This is a genomic window from Pseudomonas sp. CFBP 13719, assembly GCF_014842095.1.
GTDB lineage: Bacteria > Pseudomonadota > Gammaproteobacteria > Pseudomonadales > Pseudomonadaceae > Aquipseudomonas.
On sequence record NZ_JACYVB010000006.1, the window covers coordinates 1 to 25,746 of the forward strand.

The following is a 25,746-nucleotide window of genomic DNA, read 5'->3' on the forward strand; positions in this document are numbered from 1 at the left end:
CGGTGGGTTGATTCTTTCGTCTCAACCGAGGCGCGCATTCTACGCTAGCCTCACTTTCTGTCAAGTGTTTATTTTGAAGTATTTGGCCAGAAACCTGAACAACTTCAAACACTTGACTCGCTTCGATCACTCGTCAGCGGGAGGCGAATTCTACAGCGTTTCAAACTGCTGTCAACTGCCTTTTTCACCGCTTCCGACCTTGAAGATCGAAACCTCTCCAGCTCTCTGAAACGGACAACTCATTGATTAACAAAGAGTTTATCGTTTCGGCTGCGCCGGAAGTGGGGCGAATTATAGAGCGATTCTGGCGAGCGTCAATAGCCAATACGGATAAAGTTCAAGAAATATAAAATGGGCAATATATTGCTCATTTCATCCGCCTTGGCCATGATACGCCGCACGCATGCCTTTCACATCTGCCAAGTAGCCGACACATGACTCCGCCTTCGCTGACCACCAAGCTCTACCCTATCGCTCTTCTTATTATAGCCATGGCGTCCATCCAGACTGGTGCCTCGCTGGCCAAGGGCATGTTTCCCTTGATAGGTGCACAAGGTACGACCGCTTTGCGCCTGATCTTCGCCAGCCTGTTCATGCTGGTACTGCTGCGCCCATGGCGCGCCCGGCTGACCTGGACGACGCTGAAGACCGTGATGATCTACGGTATCGCCCTGGGCTGCATGAACCTGCTCTTCTATATGTCGCTGCGCACCGTCCCGCTGGGGATCGCCGTGGCCCTGGAGTTCACTGGGCCATTGGCGGTAGCCATTCTGGCTTCGCGCAAGGCTGTGGATTTTGCCTGGGTCGCTCTGGCGGTCGTCGGGCTGCTGTTGTTGATACCCATAGGCGAGGCCGAGGCCGGGCTTGATCCAGTCGGCGTCTGTTATGCGCTGGGTGCTGGCGTGTGCTGGGCGTTGTACATCCTGTATGGCCAGAAGGCCGGCGCCGACAATGGCGTACAGACTGCCGCATTGGGGGTGATGATCGCGGCGGTGTTCATCGCGCCGATCGGCATCGCGCACGCGGGCACCGCGTTGCTCGACATGGCGCTGATGCCGACCGCCATCGCCGTGGCAATCCTGTCCACGGCGCTGCCCTATAGCCTCGAGATGGTCGCGCTGACCCGCCTGCCGGCCCGCACCTTTGGCACGTTGATGAGCATGGAGCCGGCCATTGGCGCGTTGTCGGGGCTGGTGTTCCTGCATGAAGTGCTGAGCACTACCCAATGGCTGGCAATTGGCGCGATCATCATGGCCTCTGTCGGGGCCACGTTGACGATTCGCGCTGAACACGCTCCTGCGGTGGCTGCGGACTGACCCGGCTTTTCACACCGGCAGAGTACGCTCCCGCAGCCACGCCAGGGAGGCGCCTGCCAGCAGCGGTGCCACTCGCCGCTCCACTTCAGCATGATAGTCATTGAGCCATCGGCGCTCTGCTGTCGACAACTCGTGAACATCTATGCAGCGCGTATCGATCGGGCATAGGGTCAAGGTTTCGAAGTCGAGGAACTGGCCGAAGTCGCTTTGCCCGGCTTCGCGGGTGAGGACCAGATTCTCGATACGCACACCCCAACACCCGGGACGGTAGGTGCCCGGTTCGATCGACGTGATCATGCCCGGCAGCATGGCTGTCTGCGGTGTAGTCGGGGCTTGATAGGCAATGACCTGCGGCCCTTCGTGGACATTCATGAAATAACCCACCCCATGACCAGTGCCGTGTCCATAGTCGACCTGATCGGCCCAGATGGGCGCGCGTGCGATGGCATCGAGCAAGGGCGAAAGGATTCCCTTGGGGAAAGTGGCGCGTGACAGGGCGATCATCCCTTGCAGAACCCTGGTGCAATCCGCCCGCTGTTGCGGCGTTGGCGTACCGACCGGAATCATCCGGGTTATGTCGGTGGTACCGCCCAGGTACTGCCCGCCGGAGTCGATCAACAGCAGACCGTCACCCTCGATCACGGCATGGGCCTGTTCGGTGGCGCGGTAATGCGGCATCGCGCCGTTGGCGTTGAACGCCGCGATGGTCGAGAAGCTCAGCGAGACGAAGTTTGGCCGACGTGTGCGCGCCGCCGTGAGCCGCTCGTCGATGGTCAACTCGGTTATCCGTTCACGCCCCCAGGCGCCCTCCAGCCACGCGAAGAACTCGCACAGCGCTGCCCCGTCCTGCTCCATGGCATGGCGGATATGCTCCGCTTCAGGTGCAGTCTTGCGCGACTTGCTCAGGGTCGTCGGATTGAGTGCTTCGATCAGGGCCACGCCCGCGCCGAGGTTTTCGATGATGCCAACGGTGACGCGAGCCGGATCGAGCAGAAGCTTCTCGCCTACCGGTATAGCGGCAAGGGCCGACGCGATATCGGTGTATTCGCGAACCTCTATGCCGTCCTGCGCCAGGCTGTCACGCACGGCGGTATCGACCCTGGACCCTGCCGTGAACAAGGTCGCCGAACGCTCGCCGATCAAGGCGAATGCGACGAAGACCGGGTTATAGGGTACGTCCGACCCGCGCAGGTCAAACAGCCAGGCGATGTCGTCAAGGGTTGCCAATAGATGCCACTGAGCCCCGTGCGCCTGAATCTGCTCACGCAGCGTCTTCAGTTTTTCACCGCGCTCGCGCACGGCGTAGGGTGCGGCGTGTGCGTAGACCGGTTGCGCAGGCAGTGCCGGGCGATCGGGCCAGGCCTGAGCGAAAAGGTCGGTATCGGTACGCAGTGACGCACCTGTCTGCTGGAGCTTTTCTCGCAACTGCCGTGCGGCGGCAATTGCCATGACCGCGCCGTCGACCGCAACCGTACCGCCTGCGCGCACCTGAGTGCCCAACCAATCCAGTGGGCCCGGCTGCCCTGCGATCAGCTTGACCAACTCGATGCCGCTGTCGGCGAGTTCGACCCGCGCCTGCTCCCAATAGCGACTGTCGGCCCAGAGACCGGCGAAATCGGCGGTCACAATCAGGGTTCCGACCGAACCTTGGAACCCGGACAACCATTGGCGGGCCTGCCAGTGCTCCGGCAGGTATTCGGATAGATGTGGGTCCGCCGAAGGTACCAGCAAGGCATCTATGCCCTCGCGGAGCATGAGCGCGCGCATGTGGCGCAAGCGCTCGGCAACAGGAAAGCTGGCGGAAGGTGTCAGGCTCATTCGGGCTCCGGTTCGGGTGCTGGATCTTGTAGGCGGATCTTGTAGGCAGATCTTGTAGGCGAATAATGGCGAAGGCAGCAGCGCGGGGCAACCTCGGGCAAGGACGCTTCGCACCTCTCGACACCGTTGCGGTCACCTTGCAGCCTTGAGGCGTTCAGATGACGACGTTACGGACGAAGCGGACCGCCGTTTCGCTGTCGTTGCGGTACGCGTAGGGCTGATTGCTTGGGTAGACGAAAAACTCACCGGCCGCCAGTTCACGGGTGCGGCCCGCCAATATGACGGTGAGGCGTCCCTCGCAGACGTAGATCTGTTCGCTCCAACCCTCGGCGTCCGCCTCCGATGCGTAGGATTCGCCAGGCTGCAGCAGCCATTCCCAGAGCTCTACCTCCTTGCTGGCCACCGTACTGGCCAGGAGCACAGCCCTGCTGCCCGGCAAGGTGCCGACCCACGCCAGCTCGTTGATACGGCTGGGGTCGCGGTTCTCGCCGGGCTGGATGAGGTCGCTGAAGGCAACATCCAGCGCTTGCGCGACGCGATCCAGGGTGGTCAGGCTGACGTTGTTGTCACCGGCTTCGATGGCCACCAGCATGCGGCGGCTGACACCGGAGTGTTCCGCGAGAGCCGCCTGGGAAAGTCCGGCGGCCTGACGCAGGCGGCGCACGTTGTGGCTGACATGCTGAAGCACCGAAGCCTTGGAACTGGGGTCTTTGACCAAAGGGATTCGCGCTCGCTGTGTGTAGCCCCGCTGATCGACACAATCCTGGCGGAGCTAACGGTGGTAAAAATTTGTCATAAAAAAACAAGTCGTTACAGCATGCCTGTACGATTCTGCCACAGCTTGCGGGTTGGTGATCACCCAGTGACCCCGTATGATCGTTTTCAATATTCCTGCAGATTAGAAGCCTATGTCCTTGATAGTACTATTGCTTCTGCCCTTCGTAGGCAGTTGCGTGGCAGCCATTCTGCCGCACAACGCGCGCAACGCCGAGTCGCTTCTGGCTGGACTGGTTGCCCTGGTCGGCACGGTACAGGTAGCCATGCTGTATCCGCAAATCGCCAACGGCGGTGTGATACGCGAGGAATTCCTCTGGCTGCCCAGTCTCGGGCTCAACCTGGTGCTACGCCTGGACGGCTTCGCCTGGCTCTTTTCCCTGCTGGTGCTGGGCATCGGCACGCTGGTGGCGCTCTATGCGCGCTACTACATGTCTCCGCAGGATCCCGTACCACGCTTCTTCGCCTTTTTCCTGGCCTTCATGGGCGCCATGCTCGGCCTGGTGATCTCCGGCAACTTGATCCAGATGGTGTTCTTCTGGGAACTGACCAGCCTGTTCTCCTTTCTTCTGATCGGCTACTGGCATCATCGCGCCGATGCACGCCGCGGCGCCTACATGGCGCTCATGGTGACCGGCGCGGGTGGCCTGTGCCTGCTGGCCGGGGTGCTGTTGCTGGGTCATATCGTCGGCAGCTACGATCTGGACAAGGTGCTCGTTGCAGGCGACGCCATCCGCGCGCACGCGCTGTATCCGGTCATGCTGACCTTGGTCCTGCTGGGCGCGCTCACCAAAAGCGCACAGTTTCCGTTTCATTTCTGGCTGCCCCACGCAATGGCAGCGCCAACACCGGTTTCCGCTTACCTGCACTCGGCAACCATGGTCAAGGCCGGGGTGTTTCTGCTGGCGCGGCTGTGGCCATCGCTGTCGGGAAGCGAACAATGGTTCTGGATAGTGAGCGGCGCGGGGGCATGTACCCTCGTGCTGGGCGCCTATGCGGCGATGTTCCAGAACGACCTGAAAGGCCTCTTGGCCTACTCGACGATCAGCCACCTGGGCCTCATCACTTTGCTGCTCGGGCTCAACAGCCCGCTGGCCGCCGTGGCGGCGGTGTTCCACATTCTCAATCATGCGACGTTCAAGGCGTCGCTGTTCATGGCAGCGGGCATCATTGACCACGAGAGCGGCACGCGGGACATACGCCGCCTGAGTGGGCTTTTTCGTCTCATTCCGTTTACGGCCACGCTGGCCATGGTCGCAAGCGCATCCATGGCAGGTGTGCCATTGATGAACGGCTTCCTGTCCAAAGAAATGTTCTTCGCGGAAACGGTCTTCATAAGCTCCACCGCCTGGGTCGAGATCGCTCTGCCAGTGGTGGCAACGCTGGCCGGTATCTTCAGCGTCGCTTATTCGCTGCGTTTCACGGTGGACGTCTTCTTCGGTCCGAAAGCGACCGATCTGCCCCACGTTCCCCACGAGCCACCACGCTGGATGCGTGCGCCGGTGGAATTACTCGTGCTGACCTGCCTGGTGGTCGGCATCTTTCCCGCGCAATCGGTGGCGCCTTTCCTTGCCGCAGCGGCATTGCCGGTGGTGGGCGGTGAGCTGCCCGAATACAGCCTGGCGATCTGGCACGGCTGGAACGCGCCGATGGTCATGAGCTTGATCGCAATGGGTGCAGGGGTGCTGCTGTATGTACTGTTGCGCAACCAGTTCCGTCACGGTCGCCTGCGTTATCCTCCGGTGATCGAACGGTTCAATGGCAAGCGCCTGTTCGAGCGTTCGCAGGTGGTGATGATGCGGCTGGCGCGAAGGGCGGAACTGCTGTTGACTACCCGACGCCTGCAGGCGCAGCTGTTCATGCTGGTACTGGTAGCCGTGTTGGCAGGCATGGCGCCGATGCTGTACAGCGGCCTGAGTTGGGGTGATCGACCCAAAATCCCGGGGTCGGGTGTCTTCGTGATTCTCTGGCTGATCGCCATTGCCTGCGCGCTTGGCGCGGCCTGGCAGGCGAAATACCATCGATTGGCCGCCTTGACCATGGTCAGCGTATGCGGGCTGATGACTTGCGTCACGTTCGTCTGGTTCTCGGCGCCCGACCTGGCGCTCACGCAACTGGTGGTCGAAGTGGTGACCACGGTGTTGATATTGCTGGGGCTGCGCTGGCTGCCCCGACGGATCGAGGAAGTCGCTCCGTCGCGAGCCACCCTGGATCGCGCCAAGCTGCGGCGTCTGCGCGATCTGGTGCTGGCCCTGGTCGTGGGCGGCGGCATGGCGCTGTTGTCCTATTCGATGCTCACCCGCGCCACACCCAACTTCATTTCCGAGTTCTACCTGAGCCGTGCCCTGCCCCAGGGCGGCGGGACCAACGTGGTCAACGTAATGCTGGTGGATTTCCGCGGCTTCGACACCCTGGGCGAGATCACGGTTCTTGCGGCCGTGGCGCTGACCGTGTTCGCCCTGCTACGACGCTTCCGCCCACCCAAGGAAAGCATGCAGTTGCCTGCGCAGCAGCGCTCACTGGCGCCTGACGTGGTAACCGACCTCATCAACCCACGTGGCGCGGACGATACGGCGCTGGGCTTCATGATGGTTCCGGCGGTTCTGGTCCGCCTGTTGCTGCCGGTGGCCGTAATCGTGTCGATGTACCTGTTCATGCGCGGACACAATCAACCGGGCGGCGGCTTCGTCGCCGGCCTGGTGCTGTCGGTAGCGTTCATCCTGCAGTACATGGTGGCAGGCACGCAGTGGGTCGAGGCCCAGATGCGTCTGCGTCCGTTGCGCTGGATGGGTACTGGGTTGCTGTTCGCGACCGTCACCGGATTGGGAGCGATTGCACTGGGCTATCCATTCCTGACAACGCATACGGCGCACGTCCACTTGCCGCTGCTGGGTGATTTGCATATGGCCAGCGCACTGTTCTTCGACATTGGTGTATTTACCGTGGTGGTGGGCTCAACCCTGCTGATTCTGACCGCCCTGGGTCACCAGTCGGTGCGCGGTCATCGGCCGTCCAGCCTGCCCAAGGGCATTGCCCCAAAAGGAGCCGTCTGATGGAAGAAGTGATTGCAATCGCAATCGGCGTCCTGGCTGCGTCAGGTGTCTGGCTGATCCTGCGTCCGCGGACGTTCCAGGTGGTCATGGGCCTGTGCCTGTTGTCTTACGGAGTCAACCTGTTCATCTTCAGCATGGGCAGCCTGTTCATCGGCAAAGAGCCGATCATCAAGGAAGGGGTGCCGCAGGACCTGCTCAACTACACCGACCCCCTGCCCCAGGCACTGGTGCTGACGGCCATCGTCATCAGTTTCGCGATGACCGCGCTGTTCCTGGTGGTGTTGCTGGCATCGCGGGGCCTGACCGGCACTGACCACGTAGACGGCCGGGAGCCCAAGGAATGAGCTGGATGCCCCATCTGATCGTTGCGCCCATCATCCTGCCACTGTTCACGGCAGCGCTGATGATGCTGCTCGGAGAAAAACACCGCCCGCTGAAAGCACGGATCAACGTCATATCCAGCATGATGGGACTGGCGATAGCCTGTTACCTGATGTGGTGGGTGCAGGATCAAGGCCAGGCCAGCTCGATTGGCGTGTACCTGCCCGGCAACTGGCAGGTGCCATTCGGTATCGTGCTGGTAGTGGATAGACTGTCGGCATTGATGCTGGTGCTGACGGGCATCATCGGGGTCTGTGCCCTGCTGTTCGCCATGGCGCGCTGGGATCGGGCCGGCGCCAGCTTCCATGCGTTGTTCCAGATCCAGCTGATGGGGCTCTATGGAGCGTTCCTGACCGCAGACCTGTTCAACCTGTTCGTGTTCTTCGAAGTGCTCCTGGCTGCGTCCTACGGCCTGATGCTGCACGGTTCCGGCAGGGCGAGGGTGTCGGCAGGCCTGCACTACATCGCAATCAACCTGCTGGCCTCGTCGCTGTTCCTGATCGGCGCAGCAATGATCTACGGCGTCACGGGCACCCTTAACATGGCGGACCTGGCATTGAAGATTCCGCTGGTGCCCGAGGCGGATCGCGGCTTGCTGCATGCCGGTGCGGCCATTCTGGCGACAGCTTTCCTGGCCAAGGCGGGCATGTGGCCACTGAATTTCTGGCTGGTGCCGGCCTACTCCGCCGCCAGTGCGCCGGTTGCGGCTCTCTTTGCCATCATGACCAAAGTGGGTTTCTACACCCTGCTGCGACTGTGGACCCTGTTGTTCTCCGGACAGGCCGGTGCCTCGGCGCACTTCGGCGGCCAATGGTTGATCTACGGTGGGCTGGCGACCATCGCCGTGGCCGCGGTGTGCATCGTTGCGGCGCAGCGCCTGGAGCGCATGGCCAGCCTCAGCATCATGGTCTCGGCGGGCATCCTGCTGGCGGCCATCGGTTTCGGGCAGAGCGGCTTGATCGGCGCCGCACTCTTCTATCTGGTCAGCTCGACATTGGCGCTCAGCGCCCTGTTCCTGCTGGCCGAGCTGATCGAGCGTTCGCGCTCGGCCAACGAGATCCCTCTGGAATACGATGCCGATCCGCTGCCGGCAGCGGTCGAGGCTTTGCATCCGCCCAAGGGCATCAACCTGGATGACGAGCAGAAAGCCGTGGTGGGCCAGGTGATTCCATGGACCATGGCTTTCCTGGGCCTGAGCTTCATTGCCTGCGCACTGCTGATCATCGGCATGCCGCCGCTCTCCGGTTTCATCGGCAAGCTGAACCTGATTTCTGCACTGTTCAACCCGCAGGGTCTGGGTGTTGCCAGCGAGCAGACCTTGAGTGCGACAGCATGGGCCTATCTGGCGTTGCTGATCCTTTCCGGACTGGCCTCGTTGATCGCGCTGGCGCGGGTCGGCATGCAGCGCTTCTGGACGCCCCACGAGCGGCCTTCACCGTTGCTGCGGCTCAACGAATGCGTGCCAATCATGGTATTGCTGGGGCTTTGCGTCGTGCTGGCGATGCGCGCCGAGCCACTGTTGCGGTACACGGCGGACACGGCGGCGATGCTCGACGACCCCAAGCAATACGTGATGACCGTGCTGGGTGCTCAGCCGATACCCAGCCCGACTGCTGCCAGCCTGGAGGGTGAACCATGAATCGCCTGTTACCCGCCCCCCTGTTGTCGATTGCCCTCGCCGTGTTGTGGCTGCTGCTCAATGTGTCCCTGAGTGCCGGGAACCTGCTGCTCGCCGTGCTGCTTGGTTGGCTGGCGCCGTTGCTGATGTCTCCGCTGCGGCCCCAGGCAGTGCGGATCCGTCGGCCCATGGTGGTGCTGCAACTGCTGCTGCGCGTGGGCGGCGGCGTACTGGTTTCCAACCTGCAAGTGTTCTGGCGGGTTTGGACCATGGACGTTCGCGCGCCCCGTTCGGCCTTCGTAGAGATTCCGCTGCAACTGCACAATGCCAACGGCCTTGCCGCCCTGGCGGCCGTCGCCACCGTCATTCCCGGCACCGTGTGGTCCGAGCTGGCGCTGGATCGCAGCGTGCTGCTGATGCATGTGCTGGATCTGGATGACGAAGCGCAGTTCATCGAGGAATTCAAAGACACCTACGAACGCCCGCTGATGGAGATTTTTCAATGAGCGCATTGTTGTCCAACGCCATTGTCGCGAGCCTGTTCATCTTTGCCCTGGCCATGTTGCTGACCCTGGTGAGACTGTTCCGGGGGCCGTCGGCCCAGGATCGGGTACTGGCCCTGGATTACCTGTATATCCTGGCCATGCTGGTCATGCTGGTGCTGGGCATACGCTACGCCAGCGACACCTATTTCGAAGCAGCGCTGCTGATCGCCCTGTTCGGTTTCGTAGGCTCGTTTGCGCTGGCCAAATTCCTGCTGCGTGGAGAAGTCATCGAATGAACTCGGTACAGGTCCTGCCGTTCTGGGTGGAGGTGGCCACAGCTATACTATTGCTGGCCAGCAGCGTATTCGCATTTACCGGCGCCTTGGGGCTGCTGCGCTTCAAGGACTATTTTCAACGCATGCACCCGCCCGCGCTGGCGTCCACATTGGGCGCATGGTGCGTAGCGCTGGCTTCGATCCTGTACTTTTCCTGGCTCAAGCACGGGCCAGTGGTGCATGCCTGGCTCATCCCGATCCTGCTATCGATCACCGTGCCAGTGACCACGCTGCTGCTGGCCCGGGCCGCGCTGTTCCGCAAGCGTACAGCGGGGGAAGCGGTGCCTGCCGAAGTCAGCAGCCACCGCAGCGACAGTGGTCACTGAGTTACTTGAGGCTAGCGCTGACTTTGCTGGCGACGTCTTCAGGTAGCCACGCCTTCCACACGTCTGGATGATCCTTCATGAAGGCTTCGCTGGCCTGGCGAGGCGATGTGCGGGCTTCGCTCATGTCGGCCAAGGCCTTGTTCAATGGATCGATGGGCAGGTCGACCTTGGCGAAGAAGTCGACCAGTTGCGGATACTCCTGCTGAAACGCCTTCGACACCCCTATGGACAACTTCGAGGGCAGCGAGCGGCTCGGCAGCGGCGCAGGGTTGTCGGCATCGGTCAGCGTGCCCCAGGCCTTGGCATCGAACGGCGGCTCTTCGAGCTGGATAAGCTTGTAACGCCCCAGCAGCGGCGTCGGCGACCAATAATAGAAGAGTACCGGTTTGCCGCGGCGGATCGACGATGCGATCTCGGCATCCAGCGCAGCGCCGGAGCCCGAACGGAAATTGACATAGTCGTCCGTCAGCTTGTACGCCTTGAGTTTCTGCGCGTTGACGACTTCGGATGTCCAGCCGATTGGACTGTTGAGGAAGCGGCCCTTGTCGGGACTTTCCGGGTCCTTGAAGACGTCCTTGTAGCGCGCCAGGTCGGCGACGCTGCGCAACTCGGGCGCGAGCGGCTTGATGCCCTTGGCAGGGTCCCCCTTGATAACGTATTCGGGAACGAACCAGCCCTCGGTGGCACCCTTGACGGTATCACCCACACCGATGACCTTGCCCTCGGCTTCGGCCTTGACCCATACCGGGCTGCGCCCTGCCCACTCTTCGGCGATGACCTGGATGTCATTCTTGGCCAGGGCCGTTTCCAGGGTGATGGTCGTACCGGGTTGAGTATCGGTCGGCAGGTCGTAACCCTTCTCGACGATATAGCGCAGCAGTTCGGTGATGAAGCTGCCGCTTTCCCAGTTCAGATCGGCAAAATGAATGGGCGCCGGTTGCGCGTGAGCCGGGATGGCTGCGGTCGATAGCCAGAAGCCGGCGCCACAAGCAGCCAGCCAGGCACGTAGTCCTTTCATGCGGGGTTCCTCGGTAAACAGTCGATGACGTGAGTAAGTCACCTTACTGTAGCGCAGGTTCCCCGGGGTGTTACTCGCTGGCTTTGAAGGTCAACTCGCCCTTGCGCCACTTCGCCGCCTTGGCGGTTGCCGCCTTCAAGGTCTTGCCGAGGTTTTCCTCGATGCGCTCGTGGGCGGCGAACACCAGCATCACTGTCTGGCCTTCCTTGAACACGATGCCCTCGCCCTGCGCCATGCTGACGAAGGCATACTCGCCGAGCCCGTAAACGGTAAGCTTGATGTCGCGAAACTTGAGTTCGAACTTGCCACCTTCGCGGCTGGGCAGGACCGCAGCGCGAAAATGGTCGCCGACTTTGAGTTCTAGCCTGGGCTTGTCATCGACCACCAGTGCGGACTCGGTGTCGAGTTCGGCCATATAGATGCCTTCCGCGCTTTGTTCGGTGACATAGACGAAACGCGAATGAAAAAGTTTGACCAACTTCGCACGCAAGTCGCCGAGCACAAAGAGTGCGTGCATATCCAGATTACTTACTGCCAATGATGAATCCTCAAATCGAAACACAGACTACCGAACGCAGTTCGCGTGGTAATAACCTGAAGACGCGGGGAGCGCCGAACGGTCGGCGGCACGTGCAATGACTGCTACCGACCTGCTAACGAAAGACTAAAGGATCGAACCTTGATCCGGGATGCGCAGCGTCGACCCTGCTGCAGGGAAAATTGCCGATGACCGCGAAGGAAAAAGGCAGGCCTGGACATGTGTGGCTGAGCGGCGCCGGGGCTGTATCGAGCAACCGGCGACCAACATGATCCGGGCGATGATGCGCATGACGGTGATCTGCCGCGAATAGTACCGAATCGAACCCCGGCCTGGTCAAGAAGTTTGTTGCATGGCTGCGGCGCGGACGCAAAGCAGTGCAAAGACCTATGCCTCTGGCCGTCTGTGCTGCAGACAAATCCGGCAGCGCAAGCGAACTCTGGCGAGGCCCTCGCCTCAGATACTGGGTAACCTTTCAATCATGGCTGGAAACGGCCGCAGAGGAGTCATCATGGATCTGCCGAACCCAAGCATTACTGGCCTTTTCGATCAACTGGGCCTGGCCAGCGACGAGGCCGATATTCAGAAATTCATTGCCGAGCATCAGCTGGATCAAGACACCAAGCTGGTGGATGCGCCCTTCTGGAGTGAACAGCAACGCAACTTCTTGAAAGAAGAGCTGCACAGCGACGCAGAATGGGCGCCCATCGTCGATGAGCTCAACGTGGCATTGCATCCTCAGGCGTAAGGGATACGTGCGCCGGGGAGATCATGCCTGACGCTGATGCTTGTCGATCTGCTCGTGGCGCTCTTGCGCCTCGATGCAGTACTTGGTGGTGGGGCTGATCAGCAGACGCTTGAGGCCGATCGGCTCGCCACTGTCATCGCACCAGCCAAAGCTGTCGTCGTTGATCCGGCCCAGGGCCATTTCCAATTGCGGCAGCAGGCGCTGGTCGCGATCGATGACATTGACCAGCCAGTGACGCTCCTCTTCCACGGAGGCGGCATCGGCGGGATCGGCCGGCGTATCCAGGCTTTCGATGGCTACACGGCTCTGCTCGATGCGCTCCTGGGTCTCGACCTTCATGGCCTGCAACAGCTCGGTGAAGTAGGCCAGTTGCTCGGCGTTCATGTAGTCATCAGCCGGCATGGCCAGCAACTTTTCCTTTGTCATTGATTTCTCTGCAAACGAATAATGCGCTAGGGCAAAACAGGAAGCTCGCGACGCTGGAAGCGACGCAGGCAGAATTCTTCAAGCACCACAGGGCACATGGTCAAGAGGGGCGGCAGTCTAAGGCCGGTTTTGACGCGCAGCAACCCTAAATTTGGCGCCCGCCCGGGTGATGGCTTGCCATCGCGCGCATCGCCGCGCCACAGGCCGCGGCAGGCAGCCGGGGAGGCGTCTTTTCGCCCGGCTTTTATAGCATACTGGCCGTCTATGATTGTCTGTGATGATTGCCTGGGGTTTCGCCATGACCGACGTTGAAACAACCGCCTCCGAACCACTGCAGCTCGATGCCATCGAGATCCGTGTGCTGGGTGCACTGATCGAGAAGCAGGCCAGCAATCCGGAAACCTATCCGCTGACGCTCAATGCGCTGGTGCTGGCGTGCAACCAGAAGACCAGCCGCGAACCGGTAACCCAGTACACCCAGGGGCAGATCGGGCAGAGTCTGCGCGCACTCGAAGGCCGGCAGATGACCCGGCTGGTGATGGGCAGCCGTGCCGATCGCTGGGAACATCGGCTGGACAAGGCGCTCGAGCTGGTGCCCGCCCAGGTGATTCTGGTGGGCCTGATGTTCCTGCGGGGGCCGCAGACCGTTGGCGAGCTGCTGTCGCGAAGCGCTCGCCTGCACGATTTCGAGGACGCCGAGCAGATCGTGCATCAGCTGGAGCGGCTGATCAGCCGCGGTTTCGCTGTGCACGTGCCGCGCCAGGCTGGCCAGCGCGAGGATCGTTACTCCCACGCCCTGGGCGATCCAGCTGCCATTGACGAAATCATGAGCGCGCGTGCGGTGACACCCGAACGCGGCGGTTCGCGGCCTGACGATACCCGCCTCGACGAGCTGGAGGCGCGCATCGCCGCACTGGAAGAGCGTCTGTCGCGACTGGAATGACGCGCTGATCAGGTGCGGGCGTACTCGGTTGCCAACCGCAGTTGCTCGGCCGTTGGACGCACGCCGGTGTAGAGCACGAACTGTTCCAGGGCTTGGATGGCAATGACCTCCAGACCGGTGATCACCGGCTTGCCCAGTTCGCTCGCGGTTTTGATCAATGGTGTCTGCCAGGGCAATGCGACCACATCGAATATCCGCTGCGCCGCTTCGATGGCGGCGGTCTCGAACGACAGCTCGTCGGCCTGCTCGCCACCGGTCATGCCGATCGGTGTGACATTGACCAGCAACTGCGGGCGCGAATCGCCCAGCTCGGCCTGCCAGGGATAACCGCAGGCGTCGGCCAGCGCGCGGCCGGTTTCGTAGTTGCGGGCGATGATCAAGCCATTGTGCAGACCAGCGTCGCGAAATGCCGAAGCCACGGCCTTGGCCATCCCGCCGCTGCCGCGCAGGGCAAAGGTGGTGTCGGGATCGACGCCGTGCGTGTCGAGCAGTTGGCGAATGGCTAAGTAGTCGGTGTTGTAGGCCTTCAGGTGGCCGTTGTCATTGACGATGGTATTGATCGACTCGATGGCCGCTGCCGATGCATCCAGCTCGTCCACCAGGGGTATGCAAGCTTCCTTGAACGGCATCGACACGCCACATCCACGGATGCCCAGGGCGCGCATGCCGCCGATGGCGGCGGGCAGGTCGCGTGTGGTCATGGCTTTGTAGTAATAGTTGAGGCCCAACTGGTCGTACAGATGATTGTGGAAGCGCACCCCGAATGTTCCGGGACGCGCGGCGAGAGACATGCACAGGATGGTATCGCGACTGGGAGAAATGGACATTGGTGGCCTCCGGGCGGCGCGTGGCGGATGAAAGCGGGCAGACGACGTCATGCCCTTACACAAAATTTACCCATGGACAGGGATGCTTTCGACTGATTTTTTGTCATAGTCGTGTCCCCGGCGAAATGCTCTGAACCTATCGCAGGTTCGGACGCCAGGGGTGCGAAACACGAGGAATCTATCATGATGCGTCAACTTCCCAAGATCGCGCTGTTGGTCGCCACGTTGGCGATGGCCAGTCAGGCCTCGGCCCATGGCGGCGGCTGGCAGGGCGCCGGGCCGGGTATATTGGGCGCGGTACTGGGTGCGGCCGTGGTCGGTGCGGTGGTCACATCCAATGCACCGCAGCGGGTCTATGTGGAGCAGCAACCGGTTTACGTGCAAAGCCCGCCACCGGTGTATGTGCAACAGCCTGTCTATGTACAGCAGCCGGTGTATGTCCAGTCGCAGCCGGTGTATGCACAGCCCTACCCGGTGTACGCGGCACCACCGCCGCCGCGTGGTTACTACGGGCCACCGCGCGGCTACTATGGGCCACCGCCGGTGTACTACGGCTCGCCACGCTGGTGAGTCGCGCGGCTGGGGCGTGATAGGGATTGTCGATGGTGACTATCGAGCAAGGTGATTTCTAAGGTGCAGGGCGATTTCGTAAGGTGGTCGGCAGGAACCACGGAGGTCTCTCATGCCTGTATTAAGAATCATGTCGGTAGTCGGCAGCGCAGTCCCGGAAAAGTTGCGCGACTTGGGTCTTCTGGCGTGCTGGTACGTAGTGCGCGACGGCGAGGCAATCAGTGGCCCGCTGCCCTCCCTTCCCCATGCCAAGCAAGCGTACGCCACGCTCAATGCGGCGCAACACCACCAACTGGCCTGAACCACAGCGCGCTCTACAAAGCCCCGCTCTGCGGGGCTTTTCATTGGGCAGCAAGCTGGATGAGCTTTTATTCACGCAGTGCATCCCGACAAGCGCGACAATCGGCAGGCGCTTTGCCATACTTCAAACGTGTGACACTCGACACTCTCGACCCCGCCTCGATCATCAGCCCGATCTACCTCTTTTTTCAGTGAGCGCTCCGCGTGAAGACCCCGCTATCTTTTTTCAGCCTGTGGCTGGCCTTGACCACCTTCGTCGTCGCCCCGAACCTGCAAGCGGCGGAAAAAGCCGCCATCCCGCGTGACCCGTCGCAGTTGCACCTGGCCTCGGGCAGTGCCCTGCTGATCGATCTGCAGACCAACAAAGTGGTCTACGAGAACAACGCCGACCATGTGGTGCCCATTGCGTCGGTCACCAAGCTGATGACCGGCATGGTGGTGCTGGATGCCAAACAGTCCATGAGCGAAGTTATTTCGGTGGACATCAGCCACAACAAGGAAATGAAAGGTGTGTTTTCGCGGGTCAAGCTCGGCAGCGAGCTGAATCGCCGGGACATGCTGCTCATCACCCTGATGTCTTCCGAGAACCGTGCAGCGTCCAGCCTCGCGCATCACTATCCGGGTGGCTACGGCGCGTTCATTGCGGCAATGAATGCCAAGGCCCGCTCGTTGGGCATGACCCATACGCGCTATGTGGAGCCCACCGGGCTGTCTACCAGCAACGTCTCGACCGCACGCGATCTGACCAAACTGCTGGTGGCTGCGCAGCAGTATCCGCTGCTGAGCGAACTGAGCACTACGCGGGAAAAGACCGTGGCGTTCAAGAAACCCAGCTATACATTGGGCTTTCACAACACCGACCACCTGATCAACAAGGATGATTGGGACATCAAGATCACCAAGACCGGCTTCACCAACACGGCCGGCCACTGCCTGGTGCTGGTGACGCGTATGGGTGGGCGGCCGGTGGCGATGGTGATCCTCGATGCCTTCGGCAAGTACACCCACTTCGCCGACGCCAGCCGACTGCGCAAATGGGTGGAAACCGGTAAGAGCAGCGCACCGCCGGCAGTGGCAATGGACTACAAGGCGCAGAAGAAGCAAATGCGTCAGGCCGCGGACTGACCGCGTCGATCACGAACGCCTGGCGGCCTGCTTGCGGGCATACATGGCGCCATCGGCATCGGCCAACAGACGCTTTACGCTGTCGTGTCGCCCGGGGTCGTACTCGATACGACCCACGCTGTAGGTGATCGTGTAGCGGCCTTGAAGTTCGGCGTTGGCCTCTGCCAAGGCCTGGCCCAAGCGGTCGATGACCGCATCGCCCGCGGCGGCATTGGAGCCCAGCAGCAGCGCAACGAATTCGTCCCCGCCCATTCGCCCGATCACATCCATCTCCCTGAGCACCCTGCGCAATACCTGGGCGAACGTGACCAGCGCACGGTCGCCTTCGGCGTGGCCGAAGGTGTCGTTGATGGCTTTGAAACGATCGAGGTCGAAAAACAGCAGCGACGCCGGGGTGCCCATGCGCCTGCACATGCTCAAGGCGTGCTCGGCAAGGGCTTCGAACCCGCGACGGTTGGACAACTGGGTAAGGTCGTCGATGCTGGCCAACTGCAAGGCGGCGATCTCGCGCTCGGCCATGCTCGCCAGGTCCAGCAGCAGGCCGCGTTCCTCGGCGTCGAGGACTCGCGGCCGGGTATCGAGCAGACACAACGTCCCGACGTTGCTGCCATTGCCTACTTTCAACGGGCAGCCGGCATAGAAGCGGATCTTGGGTTCACCGGTCACCAATGGGTTGTCGTGGAAACGCTCGTCGCTGCCAGCATCGGGGACCATGAGAATCTGGTCGCTGAGGATGGCGTGGGCGCAGAACGAGACATCTCGCGACGTTTCAGTGGCGGCCATGCCCTGGCAGGACTTGAACCATTGGCGGTCGCTGTCCACCAGGCTGACCAAGGCAATGGGCACGTCGAACAGCCGCCTGGCCAGGCGGGTAAGGCGGTCGAAACGCTCCTCGGGCCGAGTGTCGAGAATGTTCAGGGCATGCAGCGCGTGTACGCGCTCTTCTTCATGCACAGGCTTGGCAGGCGCCAGCATTCGGTAGCTCCTCGGTGATGTCTGCCTCTAGCCTAGCTCATGGGCCAGGGGTTTATAAGTAGCCTGGGGTGGACTTCACGCCGTGGTGCTGACCATGGACCCGGCGGTGCTGCTGCCAGATTGCTGCATGGCCTGAAGCAGCCCGGCGGTGGCGGTCTGCAACGCCGCAGAGGTGGCGACCACCTGCGCCTGGATGGCGGCCACGGAGGCTGCCTTGCTTTCTTCGCTTTGCTGGCTGGCCTGGATGCGGGCCATCTCCTGCTGCTGTTCCTGAAGCTGCTTCTGCAGCTCGGCAATCTGCTTTTGCAGCGCCTTGATTGTGTCCGATGTACCACTGCTGCCCTGGGCTGCGCCCGCGCCGCCAGCGCCACCGGCCGGCGCGCCTTTCTCGGTCGCGGCGGGCGCGGCAGCGGTCTGCGTCGCCTCGCTGTCGGCGACTGCCGTGGGCGCCGGCGCGGCAGTGCTGCTCGGGGCAGACGGGCGAATGCTCAAGGTACTGGCGATGTTGCTCAAGGCGTTCATGACGAGTGTGTCCCTATAGGCTGTGACCGTTGCATCGGCCGGAAACAGCCAGGCTTTAGCAACCTGCATAGCGAACGTGCTATCCGTCGGCCTGCGGGCTTGGAACTGCCGTGGGGTTACCCAGAAAGGAGGAGGTGGCGCAAGATGAAAAAAACTTCAACGAGCCGTGCGCGGATTGTTGTCACAATGCCGCCATCCTCAGCAGACATCATCGGGTAGAGACCAACATGACGCGCGTACTGACCATCGAAGACGATGCCGTGACCGCCAGGGAGATCGTGGCGGAACTGAGCAGCCACGGCCTGCAGGTCGACTGGGTGGACAACGGCCGCGAAGGGCTGGTCAAGGCGGTGAGCGGCAACTACGACGTGATCACCCTGGATCGCATGCTGCCCGAGCTGGACGGCCTGGCCATCGTGACGACCCTGCGCACCATCGGGGTGAGCACGCCCATTCTGATGATCAGCGCGCTGTCCGATGTCGACGAGCGCGTACGCGGCCTGCGTGCCGGTGGCGATGACTACCTGACCAAGCCGTTCGCCTCGGACGAGATGGCGGCTCGCGTCGAGGTGCTGCTGCGCCGCAACAACCCCGTAGCCGCCGCCGACAACACGCTGCGCGTCGCCGACCTGACCCTGGACCTGATGACCCGCGAAGCCCGCCGAGGCGAGCAGGCGCTGAACCTGCTGCCCACCGAATACAAGCTGCTGGAATTTCTGATGCGCAATGCCGGGCAGATCCTGACGCGCATGATGATCTTCGAAGAAGTCTGGGGTTATCACTTCGATCCGGGCACCAACCTGATCGACGTGCACATTGGCCGCTTGCGCAAGAAGATCGACCCACCGGGCACCGCACCGTTGATCAAGACCGTGCGAGGCTCCGGCTATGTCATTGCCGAACCTGTCTAAAGGCTGGCGCTCTTCCAGCAGTCGGCTGCTGGCGCTCTACAGCTTTCTGTTCGTGGCCTGGAGCAGCATCCTCATGGGGGTGTTGTACTACGAGGTCTCGACCTACCTGGCCGACCTGGCGCGGCACTCCCTGATGCAGCGTCAACACCTCTTCTCGCGTTTCCACGGTGAAGCGTTGAACGAGGCACTGGCTGCCAGCGAAGCCTTCGATGACCGCACCTTCGATGCCTATGGCCTGTTCGACCTGCAACTGCGGCCGTTGTCCGGCCAACTGCTGCAAGTGCCTCGCGGGCTGCCGCTGGACGGTCGCATCCACGACCTGGACAGCTGCGTGGACAGCGCCAACCCGCAGATGCCGCAGAACAGCTGCGACGCGGTGGCCATGCGTACCCTGGACGGGCGCTGGCTGGTGCTGGTACGCGACAACGGTTCGTTGTTCGCGGTGACCCACATCATTCTGCGCGCATTGCTGTGGGGGATTTCGCTGACGATCATTCCCGGTATCGCCGGCTGGCACCTGCTGCGACGCAGGCCATTGCGGCGCATCCGCGCCATCGAGGCCCGTGCCGATGCCATCGTCGCCGGTGACCTGACCACCCGCCTGCCGCTCTCCGACCGCCGCGACGAACTGGACATGCTGGCGGCGATCGTCAACACGATGCTCGAACGCATCGAGCAACTGATGATCGAGGTCAAGGGAGTCTGCGACAACATTGCCCATGACTTGCGCACTCCCCTGACCCGCCTGCGCGCCCAGCTGTATCGCATCCAGCAGGAAGCGCCGGCTGATTCGCGCCAGGCGTTGCAACTGGACGACGTGATCGCTGAAGCCGACACGCTGATGGCGCGGTTTCGCGGGTTGTTGCGCATCTCGGAAATCGAAGACCACCGCCGACGTTCCGGCTTCATTTCCTTCGACCCGCAGCCGCTGCTGCACGAGTTGCACGATTTCTACCTGCCTTTGGCCGAAGACGAAGGCATCAATCTGCGTCTGGACGTGCCGGACACGCTGCCGATGCTGCATGGCGATCGCGCGTTGCTGTTCGAAGCCGTGGGCAACCTGCTCAGCAATGCCATCAAGTTCACCCCCGCGCACGGCCTGGTGGTGCTCGGCGCCACGGCGGAAAACGGCGCCACGCGCGTGGAAATCAGCGACAGCGGGCCGGGTATCGCACCAGAGGAGCGCGAAGCGATCTTTCAACGCTTCTATCGTTGCGAAGCCGACGGCCAGCACAGCGGCTTCGGCCTGGGGCTGTCGATCGTTGCTGCCGTGGTCAAACTGCATGGGTTCACCCTCGAAGTGGGCAGCAGCGAACAAGGTGGCACGCGGATGACCCTGTGGTGCCGACAAAGCAAGGCATTGGTGTGAACATGAACCTGCTCTATATCAGCGACACGCCCGACACCGCCCTGCAATGCGCCTTGGCGGAACACGCCACAACGCTGCACACGATCGATACGGCCACAGCAGCGCAGGCGCTTGCGCAAGGCCGCTATGGCTTCATCGTGCTGGCACTGGAACGCTCCGGCCAAGGGGCGCTGGAACATTGCCTGGCCCATCGGGGTAATGCCGCGGTGATGCTGTTGCTGACCGGCGACGACCGTCAGGCCCGCATCGCCGCCCTGCGTGCCGGGGCCGATGCGTGCCTGGCGCAGCCGGTCGCCCCGGCTGAAGTGCTGGCCCGCCTGCAGGCACTGGCTCGTCCGCGACCCCGCGCTGCCACCCTGCCGCCCTCGCGCCTGTGGCTGTCGCCCTCGCGACTCATGGTTGGACGAGGCAAGCGCCAGCAGAGCCTGACCGTCAGCGAGCATCGCTTGCTGGCGATGCTGGCGAGCAACCCCGGCGCGGTCAGTCGGCAATCCATCGAGCAACAATTATGGGGCTCAGGCCAGGCGTCGAAGACGGCGCTGATCGAACGACACGTGTGCAACCTTCGTCGCAAGCTGGCCCAACTCGATTGCCCCGAGGCCCTGCAGACCCTGCGCGGCTTCGGCTACAGTCTGGCAGAACCCCTGCTGCTGCGCGCCGATTGAGCGTTCCCTGGACCCTCAGCGGGCGCGGGTCATGCAGCGGGCGTAGCGCTCGTCCACCCGTTGGGCGAACCAGGCCGTGGTCAGGTTGCGGGTAATCTTCGGGCTCTGCAGTTTGATGCCCGGCAGGATCGCCCGCGGGACCGGCTTGCCGGCGGCCTTGTCAGCCAAGGCGAAGGTGCGCTGGAACAGCGTGGTCTTTTCGAAATCCAGGGTTTCACCCTCCTCTAGGGCACGACGAATGTCGCGGTCGTTCATGTTCAAGCGGTTGCCAAGATTGCGCACCGCCAGCTCGGTGTTACTGGCAGCGCTGGAGTCGTAGCGGATCAGATCGCCGTCGAGCGCCAGACGGCCGCCTGACAACTGATTCACCGCATTCTGGAACGCTGCGTTGCGGCTCGCGTACCAGCCGGCGTTGAAATCGGCAAAGCGGTACAGCGGCCGTTCGTAGCTGGCGGGATAGCCGAGCAGATGGGCGATGCCGAAGTACATGCCACCGCGCCGGGTGAACACCTCGCGGCGAATCGAACCGTCCACTGTGTAGGGGTAGCGCGCGCGGTGCTTCTCGGCGAAGTCGATGCTGACCTGCATCGGTCCGCCGGTGCGGACTGGATTGAAGGTGCCGAACAGCTGCCTGCCCAGGGGCACCATGCCGGTGAAGTCATCGAAGATTTCACTGAGCTGTTTTTCCGAGCGCGCAGCCTCCAGGCGTTGTGCATAGGACTTGCCGTCGCCCGAGCGAATGCCCAGAGCCGCGTCGACGAGAAAGCCAGGTACATGCACGCGGCCGGCGCGGCGGTCGATTTCCTGGCGGGCGATCTTGCCCAGCCCCGGCACGCTGGGGTCGACCTGGAAGGTGGATTCCTGCTCGGCCACGGCCAGCACCGCGCACAGATTTTCATCGCTGCCGGGGATGCCCTGCACGTTCAGGGCCGTTTCGATATCGGCAGCCCAGCCTTCGCGGTCCGTGACCTTGGCGGGCAACAGCTGCACGAGCTTGGCGCGAACCTGTTCGGGCGAAGGTGCCGGGGGTTGGTTGCTGCGTTGGCTGGAACAGGCGGCGAGCAGGACAAGGAGGATGCTCAGTGCGCCATGGCGCACGGCGAGCCGGCTTCTGGACATGTAAGGCCTTGGGAACGGATGGATTTGCGCCAGTATGGACGAGGCCCCGGCATGTCGACAGTCCCAGTGCAAATACCCCGCAGTCTGGCTATGCTTGCGCTCATGACCATGGCCCCTGCCACTCGCCAACCCTGCCCACCCGGCGCTTGCATCTGCGAGCGCGAACGCCTGCACGCGGTCCCCGACGCCGACCTGCGCATCCTGCGCCTGACCCGCGATGAAGAAAAGCGCCTGCTCGAACGACTCGAGAACCTGGAAAGCCTGGACGAGCTGCGGCACTTGCAGCAGCGCATCTTCGACCAGCTTGGCCTGCGCGTCGAAGTCACGCCTGGCGCAAGCACCGTGCGCAGCATGCGTGGCATCGCTATCCATATCGACGAACTGCCGGGACTGTGTCGCAAGACGCGGCAAGCAATCCCGGCCGCCATCCGTCGCGGCCTGGAAAAGAACCCCCAGGTGGCCTACCGGCTGCTCGATGCCCACGACCTGCTCGGCGGCTGACGGGAGCTGGCACGGAATCTGCTCAAGCCCTGTCAATCAGTGTCGAAACGCCATGTTTTCGTCACTCTTTCCGAACAGACGGGGTTGGCATGGACACACGTTTTTCTTGCACCGGTTGTGGCAAATGCTGCAGCGACCATCACGTACCGCTGACGCTGTCCGAGGCGCGCCACTGGGCGGAAGATGGCGGCCAGTTGATCGTATTGCTCGAAGCCTTCCTGGAAAACGGCCCCGGCCTGCACAGTCTGAACCTCAGCCACGCGCAACAGGAACATGCCAGACGGCGTTCGCTGCCCGTGCTGTGCGGCAGCGCGCCCGCCTACGTCTCGATCACCTTCGCTGCCTACAACGTCGGACCCTGTCGCAATCTGAATGCCGACAATCGCTGCGGCATCTATGCCGAGCGGCCGCTGGTGTGCCGGATCTATCCGATGGAGATCAACCCGCACATCCCACTGCGCCCGGACATGAAGGATTGCCCGACCGAAGCCTGGGCCACTGGGCCGGCGTTGATTGCCGGTGGGCAACTGGTCGACGCGCCGCTGGCGGCGTTGATCGAGCGCTCGCGCCAGGCTGACCGTGACGACATCGCTGCCAAGGCGCAGGTGTGCGCGCAGCTGGGTATTCACACCGCTGCACTCAAGGGTGATGGCTTCACCACTTACCTGCCGCCGCCCGCCGCTTTCCTCGCGGCGCTGCGCGAAGTCGACACCATGCCGATGCTGGCGAACAACTTGTTGACGCGCTGGGACCTGCACGTCCCGGATGAGGACCTGGCACGGCGGCTGGCCGAAACCGGCGCGATGATCGCCGCGATCCTGGCCGACGACGCCATGTTCATTTCGCTGCGCCGCGCGGCCTGAAAACCGCAAACTCATAGATGTGAGATGCATGTCACGAATCATTACGTTATATTATAACTATAATATAATGGATCGTTGCACATGCGCTCACCTCGTTTTGCCCCCATGGCCGGCCTCGCCTTCAGCGTACTGGGGATGCCCGCCTACGCTGAAACCTCGCCCGAAACCCTCGAACTGGAAGCCATCAGCGTCACAGCGGGTGGCGATATGGAAACCGCGACCGGTCCGGTCACCGGCTACCGCGCGACCCGTTCGGGCAGCGCGACCAAGACCGATACCGCGATCAAGGACATTCCCCAAGCGGTCAGCGTGATCCCGGTCCAGGTGCTTCAGGACCTGGGCAGCAGCAATGTCGAACGCGCCCTGCAATACGCCGGTGGCGTGTCCCAGCAGAACAATTTCGGCGGACTGACGCTATACGAATACAGCATACGCGGCTTCAGCACCTCGGAATTCTACCGCGACGGGTTCAGCGCCAATCGTGGCTACCCTGCGACCCCGGACGTCTCCAGCATCGAGCGCATCGAGGTGCTCAAGGGGCCGGCCGCCAGCCTGTACGGACGTGGCGATCCCGGCGGCACGGTCAACATCGTCAGCAAGAAACCTCAGGCCGAGTCATTCGCGCGCTTGTATGGCAGCGCCGGCTCCTGGGACCGCTATCGCACCAGCCTTGACCTGAACACACCTCTGGACGCCGAAGGCCAGGTGCTCAGCCGGGTCAACCTGGCGGTGGAAGACAACCCCAGCTTCCGCGACCATGTGCAGAGCAAGCGGGTGTACGTGGCACCTTCGCTGAGCTGGCAGCTGGACCCGGACACCTCGTTACTGGTGGAGACCGAGCTGGTGCGCCACCAATCGGTGTTCGACCGCGGAGTGGTAGCACCGGGCAACGGATGGGGTGGAGGCTCGCGCCGGACCTTTCTCGGTGAGCCGAACGACGGCTTCATCGACAACGACAACAACCGCATCCAGGCCGCGCTGGAACATCGGCTCAACGACGACTGGCAATTGCGCGTGGCCAGCCATTACAAGCAGGGCGAGCTGAGCGGCGATGCCAGTGAGGCACGCGCACTCAACGCCGACGGCCATACGGTCAATCGGCGCTTTCGCGAGCGTGACATGGATTGGCACGACAGCATCAGCCAGGTCGAGCTGCGCGGTTTCCTCGACACGGCCAGCGTGCAGCATGAACTGTTGATCGGCAGCGAGTACGAGGATTACCGCAAGAACGAACGGGTAACCGCCACCGCAGGTGCCTACCGGATCGACATCTTCGACCCGGTGTACGGCCAGCCCAAACCCACAGGCGCGCGGTCGGGCTCGGATTTTCGCGAGCATGTGCGCAGCCACGCGCTGAACCTGCAGGACCAACTGGTGTTCACCGACCAGCTGCGCGGTATGCTGGGGGTGCGCTATGAACATTTCGAACAACGCATTGCCGACTACACCACCGGCAATCGCAACCTCCAGCGCCAGGATGCCTTCACCCAACGCGCCGGGCTGCTCTACCAACTCACGCCGCAATGGGGGCTGTTCGCCAATGCCTCGACGTCGTTCAAGCCCAACAGCGGGCTGGATGCGCGCGGCAAGTCGTTCGATCCGGAAGAAGGCATGGGCTACGAGGCCGGCCTCAAGGCCGAGTTGTTCGACGAGCGCCTGAGCGCGACCCTGGCGGCGTTTCACATCGACAAGGAGAACGTGCTGGCGCTGGACCCGGCGAGCAACCTCAATCGAGCCATCGGCAAGGCACGCAGCCAGGGCGTCGACTTGCAGTTCAGCGGCCAGCTGACCGATGCATTGCGCGTGATCGGCGCCTACGCCTGGATCGATGCCGAGGTTACCGAGGGCGACGCCAGCGTGCCCAAGGGTAGCCGCCTGCTGGGCGTGGCCCGCCACAGCGCCAGCCTGCTGGGCGTCTATGCGTTTCAGGACGGGCTGTTGCGCGGCTCCGATATCGGTGCTGCGTTTACCTATGTAGGGGATCGGTCCGGCGAATCCGGGGGGAATTTCGAGTTGCCCGCCTATCACACGGTCGATTTGCTTGCGCATTACAAGGCCAGCGACAAGGTCACCCTGGGGGTCAACTTGAACAACCTGTTCGACGAGAAGTACTTAGAGCGGTCCTACAGCAACTACTGGGCGATGCCGGGCGAGCCGCGCAACCTGACCTTGAGCGTGGCGGTGGATCTGTAGACAGCGGTTGCCAGTACGACGGCCTTA

The 25,746-nt window shown here is 62.4% G+C and carries 28 protein-coding genes; 19 read left to right on the plus strand and 9 right to left on the minus strand.

The window, feature by feature from the left end; translation table 11 throughout:
* Positions 1 to 434 precede the first annotated feature (434 nt).
* The gene (gene rhtA / locus IFT57_RS18165; RefSeq protein WP_192152236.1) at positions 435 to 1,316 is read left to right on the plus strand and encodes a threonine/homoserine exporter RhtA; all 882 of its coding nucleotides are present in this window, start codon (positions 435 to 437) and stop codon (positions 1,314 to 1,316) included.
* A 9-nt stretch (positions 1,317 to 1,325) separates the two neighbouring features.
* On the opposite strand, the gene IFT57_RS18170 is transcribed toward rhtA, so the two are convergent.
* Both IFT57_RS18170 and IFT57_RS18175 read right to left on the minus strand, forming a co-directional pair.
* Positions 1,326 to 3,134, minus strand: a complete 1,809-nt coding sequence (locus tag IFT57_RS18170; protein ID WP_192152237.1) for an aminopeptidase P family protein — start codon at positions 3,132 to 3,134, stop codon at positions 1,326 to 1,328.
* A gap of 154 nt (positions 3,135 to 3,288) precedes the next feature.
* On the minus strand, positions 3,289 to 3,852 hold the full coding sequence (locus tag IFT57_RS18175; protein WP_122794778.1) for a helix-turn-helix domain-containing protein: 564 nt from the start codon (positions 3,850 to 3,852) through the stop codon (positions 3,289 to 3,291).
* Between the two features lie 190 nt (positions 3,853 to 4,042).
* Between IFT57_RS18175 and IFT57_RS18180 the strand changes: the two genes are divergently transcribed.
* Genes IFT57_RS18180 through IFT57_RS18205 form a run of 6 tightly spaced genes read left to right on the plus strand, consistent with a single transcriptional unit; the run spans position 4,043 to position 10,106 of the window.
* The gene (locus tag IFT57_RS18180) at positions 4,043 to 6,961 is read left to right on the plus strand and encodes a monovalent cation/H+ antiporter subunit A (RefSeq protein WP_192152238.1); all 2,919 of its coding nucleotides are present in this window, start codon (positions 4,043 to 4,045) and stop codon (positions 6,959 to 6,961) included.
* The gene (locus IFT57_RS18185; RefSeq protein WP_043186251.1) at positions 6,961 to 7,305 is read left to right on the plus strand and encodes a Na+/H+ antiporter subunit C; all 345 of its coding nucleotides are present in this window, start codon (positions 6,961 to 6,963) and stop codon (positions 7,303 to 7,305) included. Before IFT57_RS18180 ends, IFT57_RS18185 begins: the two co-directional genes overlap by 1 nt.
* Positions 7,302 to 8,981: a monovalent cation/H+ antiporter subunit D gene (locus IFT57_RS18190; protein WP_192152239.1), complete on the plus strand. Its 1,680-nt coding sequence runs from the start codon at positions 7,302 to 7,304 to the stop codon at positions 8,979 to 8,981. The genes IFT57_RS18185 and IFT57_RS18190 overlap by 4 nt, the downstream gene beginning before the upstream one ends.
* Positions 8,978 to 9,466 (plus strand): Na+/H+ antiporter subunit E, encoded by a 489-nt coding sequence (locus IFT57_RS18195; RefSeq protein ID WP_192152240.1) that lies wholly within the window; start codon positions 8,978 to 8,980, stop codon positions 9,464 to 9,466. Before IFT57_RS18190 ends, IFT57_RS18195 begins: the two co-directional genes overlap by 4 nt.
* Positions 9,463 to 9,741 (plus strand): K+/H+ antiporter subunit F, encoded by a 279-nt coding sequence (locus IFT57_RS18200; protein ID WP_122475789.1) that lies wholly within the window; start codon positions 9,463 to 9,465, stop codon positions 9,739 to 9,741. Before IFT57_RS18195 ends, IFT57_RS18200 begins: the two co-directional genes overlap by 4 nt.
* Positions 9,738 to 10,106, plus strand: coding sequence for a Na+/H+ antiporter subunit G (locus IFT57_RS18205; RefSeq protein ID WP_122794782.1), 369 nt, complete (start codon positions 9,738 to 9,740; stop codon positions 10,104 to 10,106). The genes IFT57_RS18200 and IFT57_RS18205 overlap by 4 nt, the downstream gene beginning before the upstream one ends.
* Position 10,107: 1 nt before the next feature.
* Here IFT57_RS18205 and IFT57_RS18210 read toward each other — a convergent pair whose 3' ends face one another.
* Positions 10,108 to 11,124 (minus strand): ABC transporter substrate-binding protein, encoded by a 1,017-nt coding sequence (locus tag IFT57_RS18210; protein WP_192152241.1) that lies wholly within the window; start codon positions 11,122 to 11,124, stop codon positions 10,108 to 10,110.
* Between the two features lie 70 nt (positions 11,125 to 11,194).
* Entirely contained in the window at positions 11,195 to 11,662 is a 468-nt protein-coding gene (locus IFT57_RS18215) for a hypothetical protein (RefSeq protein WP_122794784.1), read from the minus strand.
* A gap of 151 nt (positions 11,663 to 11,813) precedes the next feature.
* Between IFT57_RS18215 and IFT57_RS18220 the strand changes: the two genes are divergently transcribed.
* Positions 11,814 to 11,975: a hypothetical protein gene (locus tag IFT57_RS18220; RefSeq protein ID WP_192152242.1), complete on the plus strand. Its 162-nt coding sequence runs from the start codon at positions 11,814 to 11,816 to the stop codon at positions 11,973 to 11,975.
* A 198-nt stretch (positions 11,976 to 12,173) separates the two neighbouring features.
* Positions 12,174 to 12,410: a DUF2789 domain-containing protein gene (locus IFT57_RS18225; protein ID WP_122794785.1), complete on the plus strand. Its 237-nt coding sequence runs from the start codon at positions 12,174 to 12,176 to the stop codon at positions 12,408 to 12,410.
* Between the two features lie 21 nt (positions 12,411 to 12,431).
* On the opposite strand, the gene IFT57_RS18230 is transcribed toward IFT57_RS18225, so the two are convergent.
* Positions 12,432 to 12,836, minus strand: coding sequence for a TraR/DksA family transcriptional regulator (locus tag IFT57_RS18230; protein ID WP_122713644.1), 405 nt, complete (start codon positions 12,834 to 12,836; stop codon positions 12,432 to 12,434).
* A 298-nt stretch (positions 12,837 to 13,134) separates the two neighbouring features.
* Here IFT57_RS18230 and IFT57_RS18235 point away from each other — a divergent pair, with 298 nt between their 5' ends.
* Positions 13,135 to 13,779 (plus strand): YceH family protein, encoded by a 645-nt coding sequence (locus IFT57_RS18235; RefSeq protein ID WP_192152243.1) that lies wholly within the window; start codon positions 13,135 to 13,137, stop codon positions 13,777 to 13,779.
* 8 nt (positions 13,780 to 13,787) lie between these two features.
* Here IFT57_RS18235 and IFT57_RS18240 read toward each other — a convergent pair whose 3' ends face one another.
* Positions 13,788 to 14,606: a shikimate 5-dehydrogenase gene (locus IFT57_RS18240; RefSeq protein ID WP_192152244.1), complete on the minus strand. Its 819-nt coding sequence runs from the start codon at positions 14,604 to 14,606 to the stop codon at positions 13,788 to 13,790.
* 183 nt (positions 14,607 to 14,789) lie between these two features.
* Here IFT57_RS18240 and IFT57_RS18245 point away from each other — a divergent pair, with 183 nt between their 5' ends.
* The 3 genes from IFT57_RS18245 to pbpG all read left to right on the plus strand — a co-directional run bounded on the left by IFT57_RS18245 (position 14,790) and on the right by pbpG (position 16,601).
* On the plus strand, positions 14,790 to 15,176 hold the full coding sequence (locus IFT57_RS18245) for a hypothetical protein (protein ID WP_192152245.1): 387 nt from the start codon (positions 14,790 to 14,792) through the stop codon (positions 15,174 to 15,176).
* A gap of 112 nt (positions 15,177 to 15,288) precedes the next feature.
* The gene (locus IFT57_RS18250; RefSeq protein WP_122794788.1) at positions 15,289 to 15,477 is read left to right on the plus strand and encodes a hypothetical protein; all 189 of its coding nucleotides are present in this window, start codon (positions 15,289 to 15,291) and stop codon (positions 15,475 to 15,477) included.
* 203 nt (positions 15,478 to 15,680) lie between these two features.
* Positions 15,681 to 16,601, plus strand: a complete 921-nt coding sequence (gene pbpG, locus IFT57_RS18255; protein ID WP_122794789.1) for a D-alanyl-D-alanine endopeptidase — start codon at positions 15,681 to 15,683, stop codon at positions 16,599 to 16,601.
* A 9-nt stretch (positions 16,602 to 16,610) separates the two neighbouring features.
* On the opposite strand, the gene IFT57_RS18260 is transcribed toward pbpG, so the two are convergent.
* Together IFT57_RS18260 and IFT57_RS18265 are read right to left on the minus strand one after the other, a co-directional pair.
* Positions 16,611 to 17,576, minus strand: coding sequence for a sensor domain-containing diguanylate cyclase (locus IFT57_RS18260; RefSeq protein WP_122794790.1), 966 nt, complete (start codon positions 17,574 to 17,576; stop codon positions 16,611 to 16,613).
* Between the two features lie 75 nt (positions 17,577 to 17,651).
* Positions 17,652 to 18,098, minus strand: coding sequence for a hypothetical protein (locus IFT57_RS18265; protein WP_192152246.1), 447 nt, complete (start codon positions 18,096 to 18,098; stop codon positions 17,652 to 17,654).
* Between the two features lie 227 nt (positions 18,099 to 18,325).
* Here IFT57_RS18265 and IFT57_RS18270 point away from each other — a divergent pair, with 227 nt between their 5' ends.
* The 3 genes from IFT57_RS18270 to IFT57_RS18280 are packed head-to-tail and all read left to right on the plus strand — an operon-like array spanning position 18,326 to position 21,043.
* Positions 18,326 to 19,009: a response regulator transcription factor gene (locus IFT57_RS18270; RefSeq protein WP_122475810.1), complete on the plus strand. Its 684-nt coding sequence runs from the start codon at positions 18,326 to 18,328 to the stop codon at positions 19,007 to 19,009.
* Entirely contained in the window at positions 18,987 to 20,378 is a 1,392-nt protein-coding gene (locus IFT57_RS18275) for a sensor histidine kinase (protein WP_122713652.1), read from the plus strand. The genes IFT57_RS18270 and IFT57_RS18275 overlap by 23 nt, the downstream gene beginning before the upstream one ends.
* 2 nt (positions 20,379 to 20,380) lie before the next feature.
* Positions 20,381 to 21,043, plus strand: a complete 663-nt coding sequence (locus IFT57_RS18280; protein ID WP_192152247.1) for a response regulator transcription factor — start codon at positions 20,381 to 20,383, stop codon at positions 21,041 to 21,043.
* A 15-nt stretch (positions 21,044 to 21,058) separates the two neighbouring features.
* On the opposite strand, the gene IFT57_RS18285 is transcribed toward IFT57_RS18280, so the two are convergent.
* Positions 21,059 to 22,162, minus strand: a complete 1,104-nt coding sequence (locus tag IFT57_RS18285; protein ID WP_192152248.1) for a DUF1615 domain-containing protein — start codon at positions 22,160 to 22,162, stop codon at positions 21,059 to 21,061.
* A gap of 102 nt (positions 22,163 to 22,264) precedes the next feature.
* Between IFT57_RS18285 and IFT57_RS18290 the strand changes: the two genes are divergently transcribed.
* The 3 genes from IFT57_RS18290 (at position 22,265) to IFT57_RS18300 (ending at position 25,719) form a co-directional block, all read left to right on the plus strand.
* Positions 22,265 to 22,663 carry a hypothetical protein gene (locus tag IFT57_RS18290; RefSeq protein ID WP_192152249.1) on the plus strand — a complete coding sequence of 133 codons (399 nt, stop codon included), beginning with the start codon at positions 22,265 to 22,267 and terminating at the stop codon, positions 22,661 to 22,663.
* 89 nt (positions 22,664 to 22,752) lie between these two features.
* On the plus strand, positions 22,753 to 23,526 hold the full coding sequence (locus IFT57_RS18295; protein WP_122794796.1) for a YkgJ family cysteine cluster protein: 774 nt from the start codon (positions 22,753 to 22,755) through the stop codon (positions 23,524 to 23,526).
* A gap of 81 nt (positions 23,527 to 23,607) precedes the next feature.
* Entirely contained in the window at positions 23,608 to 25,719 is a 2,112-nt protein-coding gene (locus IFT57_RS18300) for a TonB-dependent siderophore receptor (protein ID WP_192152250.1), read from the plus strand.
* Positions 25,720 to 25,746: the final 27 nt, after the last annotated feature.

What these genes read in the sequence shown, in the direction of transcription:
- rhtA (WP_192152236.1), top strand. Translation starts at nt 435, where the DNA reads ATGACTCCGCCTTCGCTGACCACCAAGCTCTACCCTATCGCTCTTCTT.
- IFT57_RS18170 (WP_192152237.1), bottom strand. Translation starts at nt 3,134, where the DNA reads ATGAGCCTGACACCTTCCGCCAGCTTTCCTGTTGCCGAGCGCTTGCGC.
- IFT57_RS18180 (WP_192152238.1), top strand. Translation starts at nt 4,043, where the DNA reads ATGTCCTTGATAGTACTATTGCTTCTGCCCTTCGTAGGCAGTTGCGTG.
- IFT57_RS18185 (WP_043186251.1), top strand. Translation starts at nt 6,961, where the DNA reads ATGGAAGAAGTGATTGCAATCGCAATCGGCGTCCTGGCTGCGTCAGGT.
- IFT57_RS18190 (WP_192152239.1), top strand. Translation starts at nt 7,302, where the DNA reads ATGAGCTGGATGCCCCATCTGATCGTTGCGCCCATCATCCTGCCACTG.
- IFT57_RS18195 (WP_192152240.1), top strand. Translation starts at nt 8,978, where the DNA reads ATGAATCGCCTGTTACCCGCCCCCCTGTTGTCGATTGCCCTCGCCGTG.
- IFT57_RS18200 (WP_122475789.1), top strand. Translation starts at nt 9,463, where the DNA reads ATGAGCGCATTGTTGTCCAACGCCATTGTCGCGAGCCTGTTCATCTTT.
- IFT57_RS18205 (WP_122794782.1), top strand. Translation starts at nt 9,738, where the DNA reads ATGAACTCGGTACAGGTCCTGCCGTTCTGGGTGGAGGTGGCCACAGCT.
- IFT57_RS18210 (WP_192152241.1), bottom strand. Translation starts at nt 11,124, where the DNA reads ATGAAAGGACTACGTGCCTGGCTGGCTGCTTGTGGCGCCGGCTTCTGG.
- IFT57_RS18220 (WP_192152242.1), top strand. Translation starts at nt 11,814, where the DNA reads ATGCGCAGCGTCGACCCTGCTGCAGGGAAAATTGCCGATGACCGCGAA.
- IFT57_RS18225 (WP_122794785.1), top strand. Translation starts at nt 12,174, where the DNA reads ATGGATCTGCCGAACCCAAGCATTACTGGCCTTTTCGATCAACTGGGC.
- IFT57_RS18230 (WP_122713644.1), bottom strand. Translation starts at nt 12,836, where the DNA reads ATGACAAAGGAAAAGTTGCTGGCCATGCCGGCTGATGACTACATGAAC.
- IFT57_RS18235 (WP_192152243.1), top strand. Translation starts at nt 13,135, where the DNA reads ATGACCGACGTTGAAACAACCGCCTCCGAACCACTGCAGCTCGATGCC.
- IFT57_RS18240 (WP_192152244.1), bottom strand. Translation starts at nt 14,606, where the DNA reads ATGTCCATTTCTCCCAGTCGCGATACCATCCTGTGCATGTCTCTCGCC.
- IFT57_RS18245 (WP_192152245.1), top strand. Translation starts at nt 14,790, where the DNA reads ATGATGCGTCAACTTCCCAAGATCGCGCTGTTGGTCGCCACGTTGGCG.
- IFT57_RS18250 (WP_122794788.1), top strand. Translation starts at nt 15,289, where the DNA reads ATGCCTGTATTAAGAATCATGTCGGTAGTCGGCAGCGCAGTCCCGGAA.
- IFT57_RS18260 (WP_122794790.1), bottom strand. Translation starts at nt 17,576, where the DNA reads ATGCTGGCGCCTGCCAAGCCTGTGCATGAAGAAGAGCGCGTACACGCG.
- IFT57_RS18265 (WP_192152246.1), bottom strand. Translation starts at nt 18,098, where the DNA reads ATGAACGCCTTGAGCAACATCGCCAGTACCTTGAGCATTCGCCCGTCT.
- IFT57_RS18270 (WP_122475810.1), top strand. Translation starts at nt 18,326, where the DNA reads ATGACGCGCGTACTGACCATCGAAGACGATGCCGTGACCGCCAGGGAG.
- IFT57_RS18275 (WP_122713652.1), top strand. Translation starts at nt 18,987, where the DNA reads ATGTCATTGCCGAACCTGTCTAAAGGCTGGCGCTCTTCCAGCAGTCGG.
- IFT57_RS18280 (WP_192152247.1), top strand. Translation starts at nt 20,381, where the DNA reads ATGAACCTGCTCTATATCAGCGACACGCCCGACACCGCCCTGCAATGC.
- IFT57_RS18285 (WP_192152248.1), bottom strand. Translation starts at nt 22,162, where the DNA reads ATGTCCAGAAGCCGGCTCGCCGTGCGCCATGGCGCACTGAGCATCCTC.
- IFT57_RS18290 (WP_192152249.1), top strand. Translation starts at nt 22,265, where the DNA reads ATGACCATGGCCCCTGCCACTCGCCAACCCTGCCCACCCGGCGCTTGC.
- IFT57_RS18295 (WP_122794796.1), top strand. Translation starts at nt 22,753, where the DNA reads ATGGACACACGTTTTTCTTGCACCGGTTGTGGCAAATGCTGCAGCGAC.
- IFT57_RS18300 (WP_192152250.1), top strand. Translation starts at nt 23,608, where the DNA reads ATGCGCTCACCTCGTTTTGCCCCCATGGCCGGCCTCGCCTTCAGCGTA.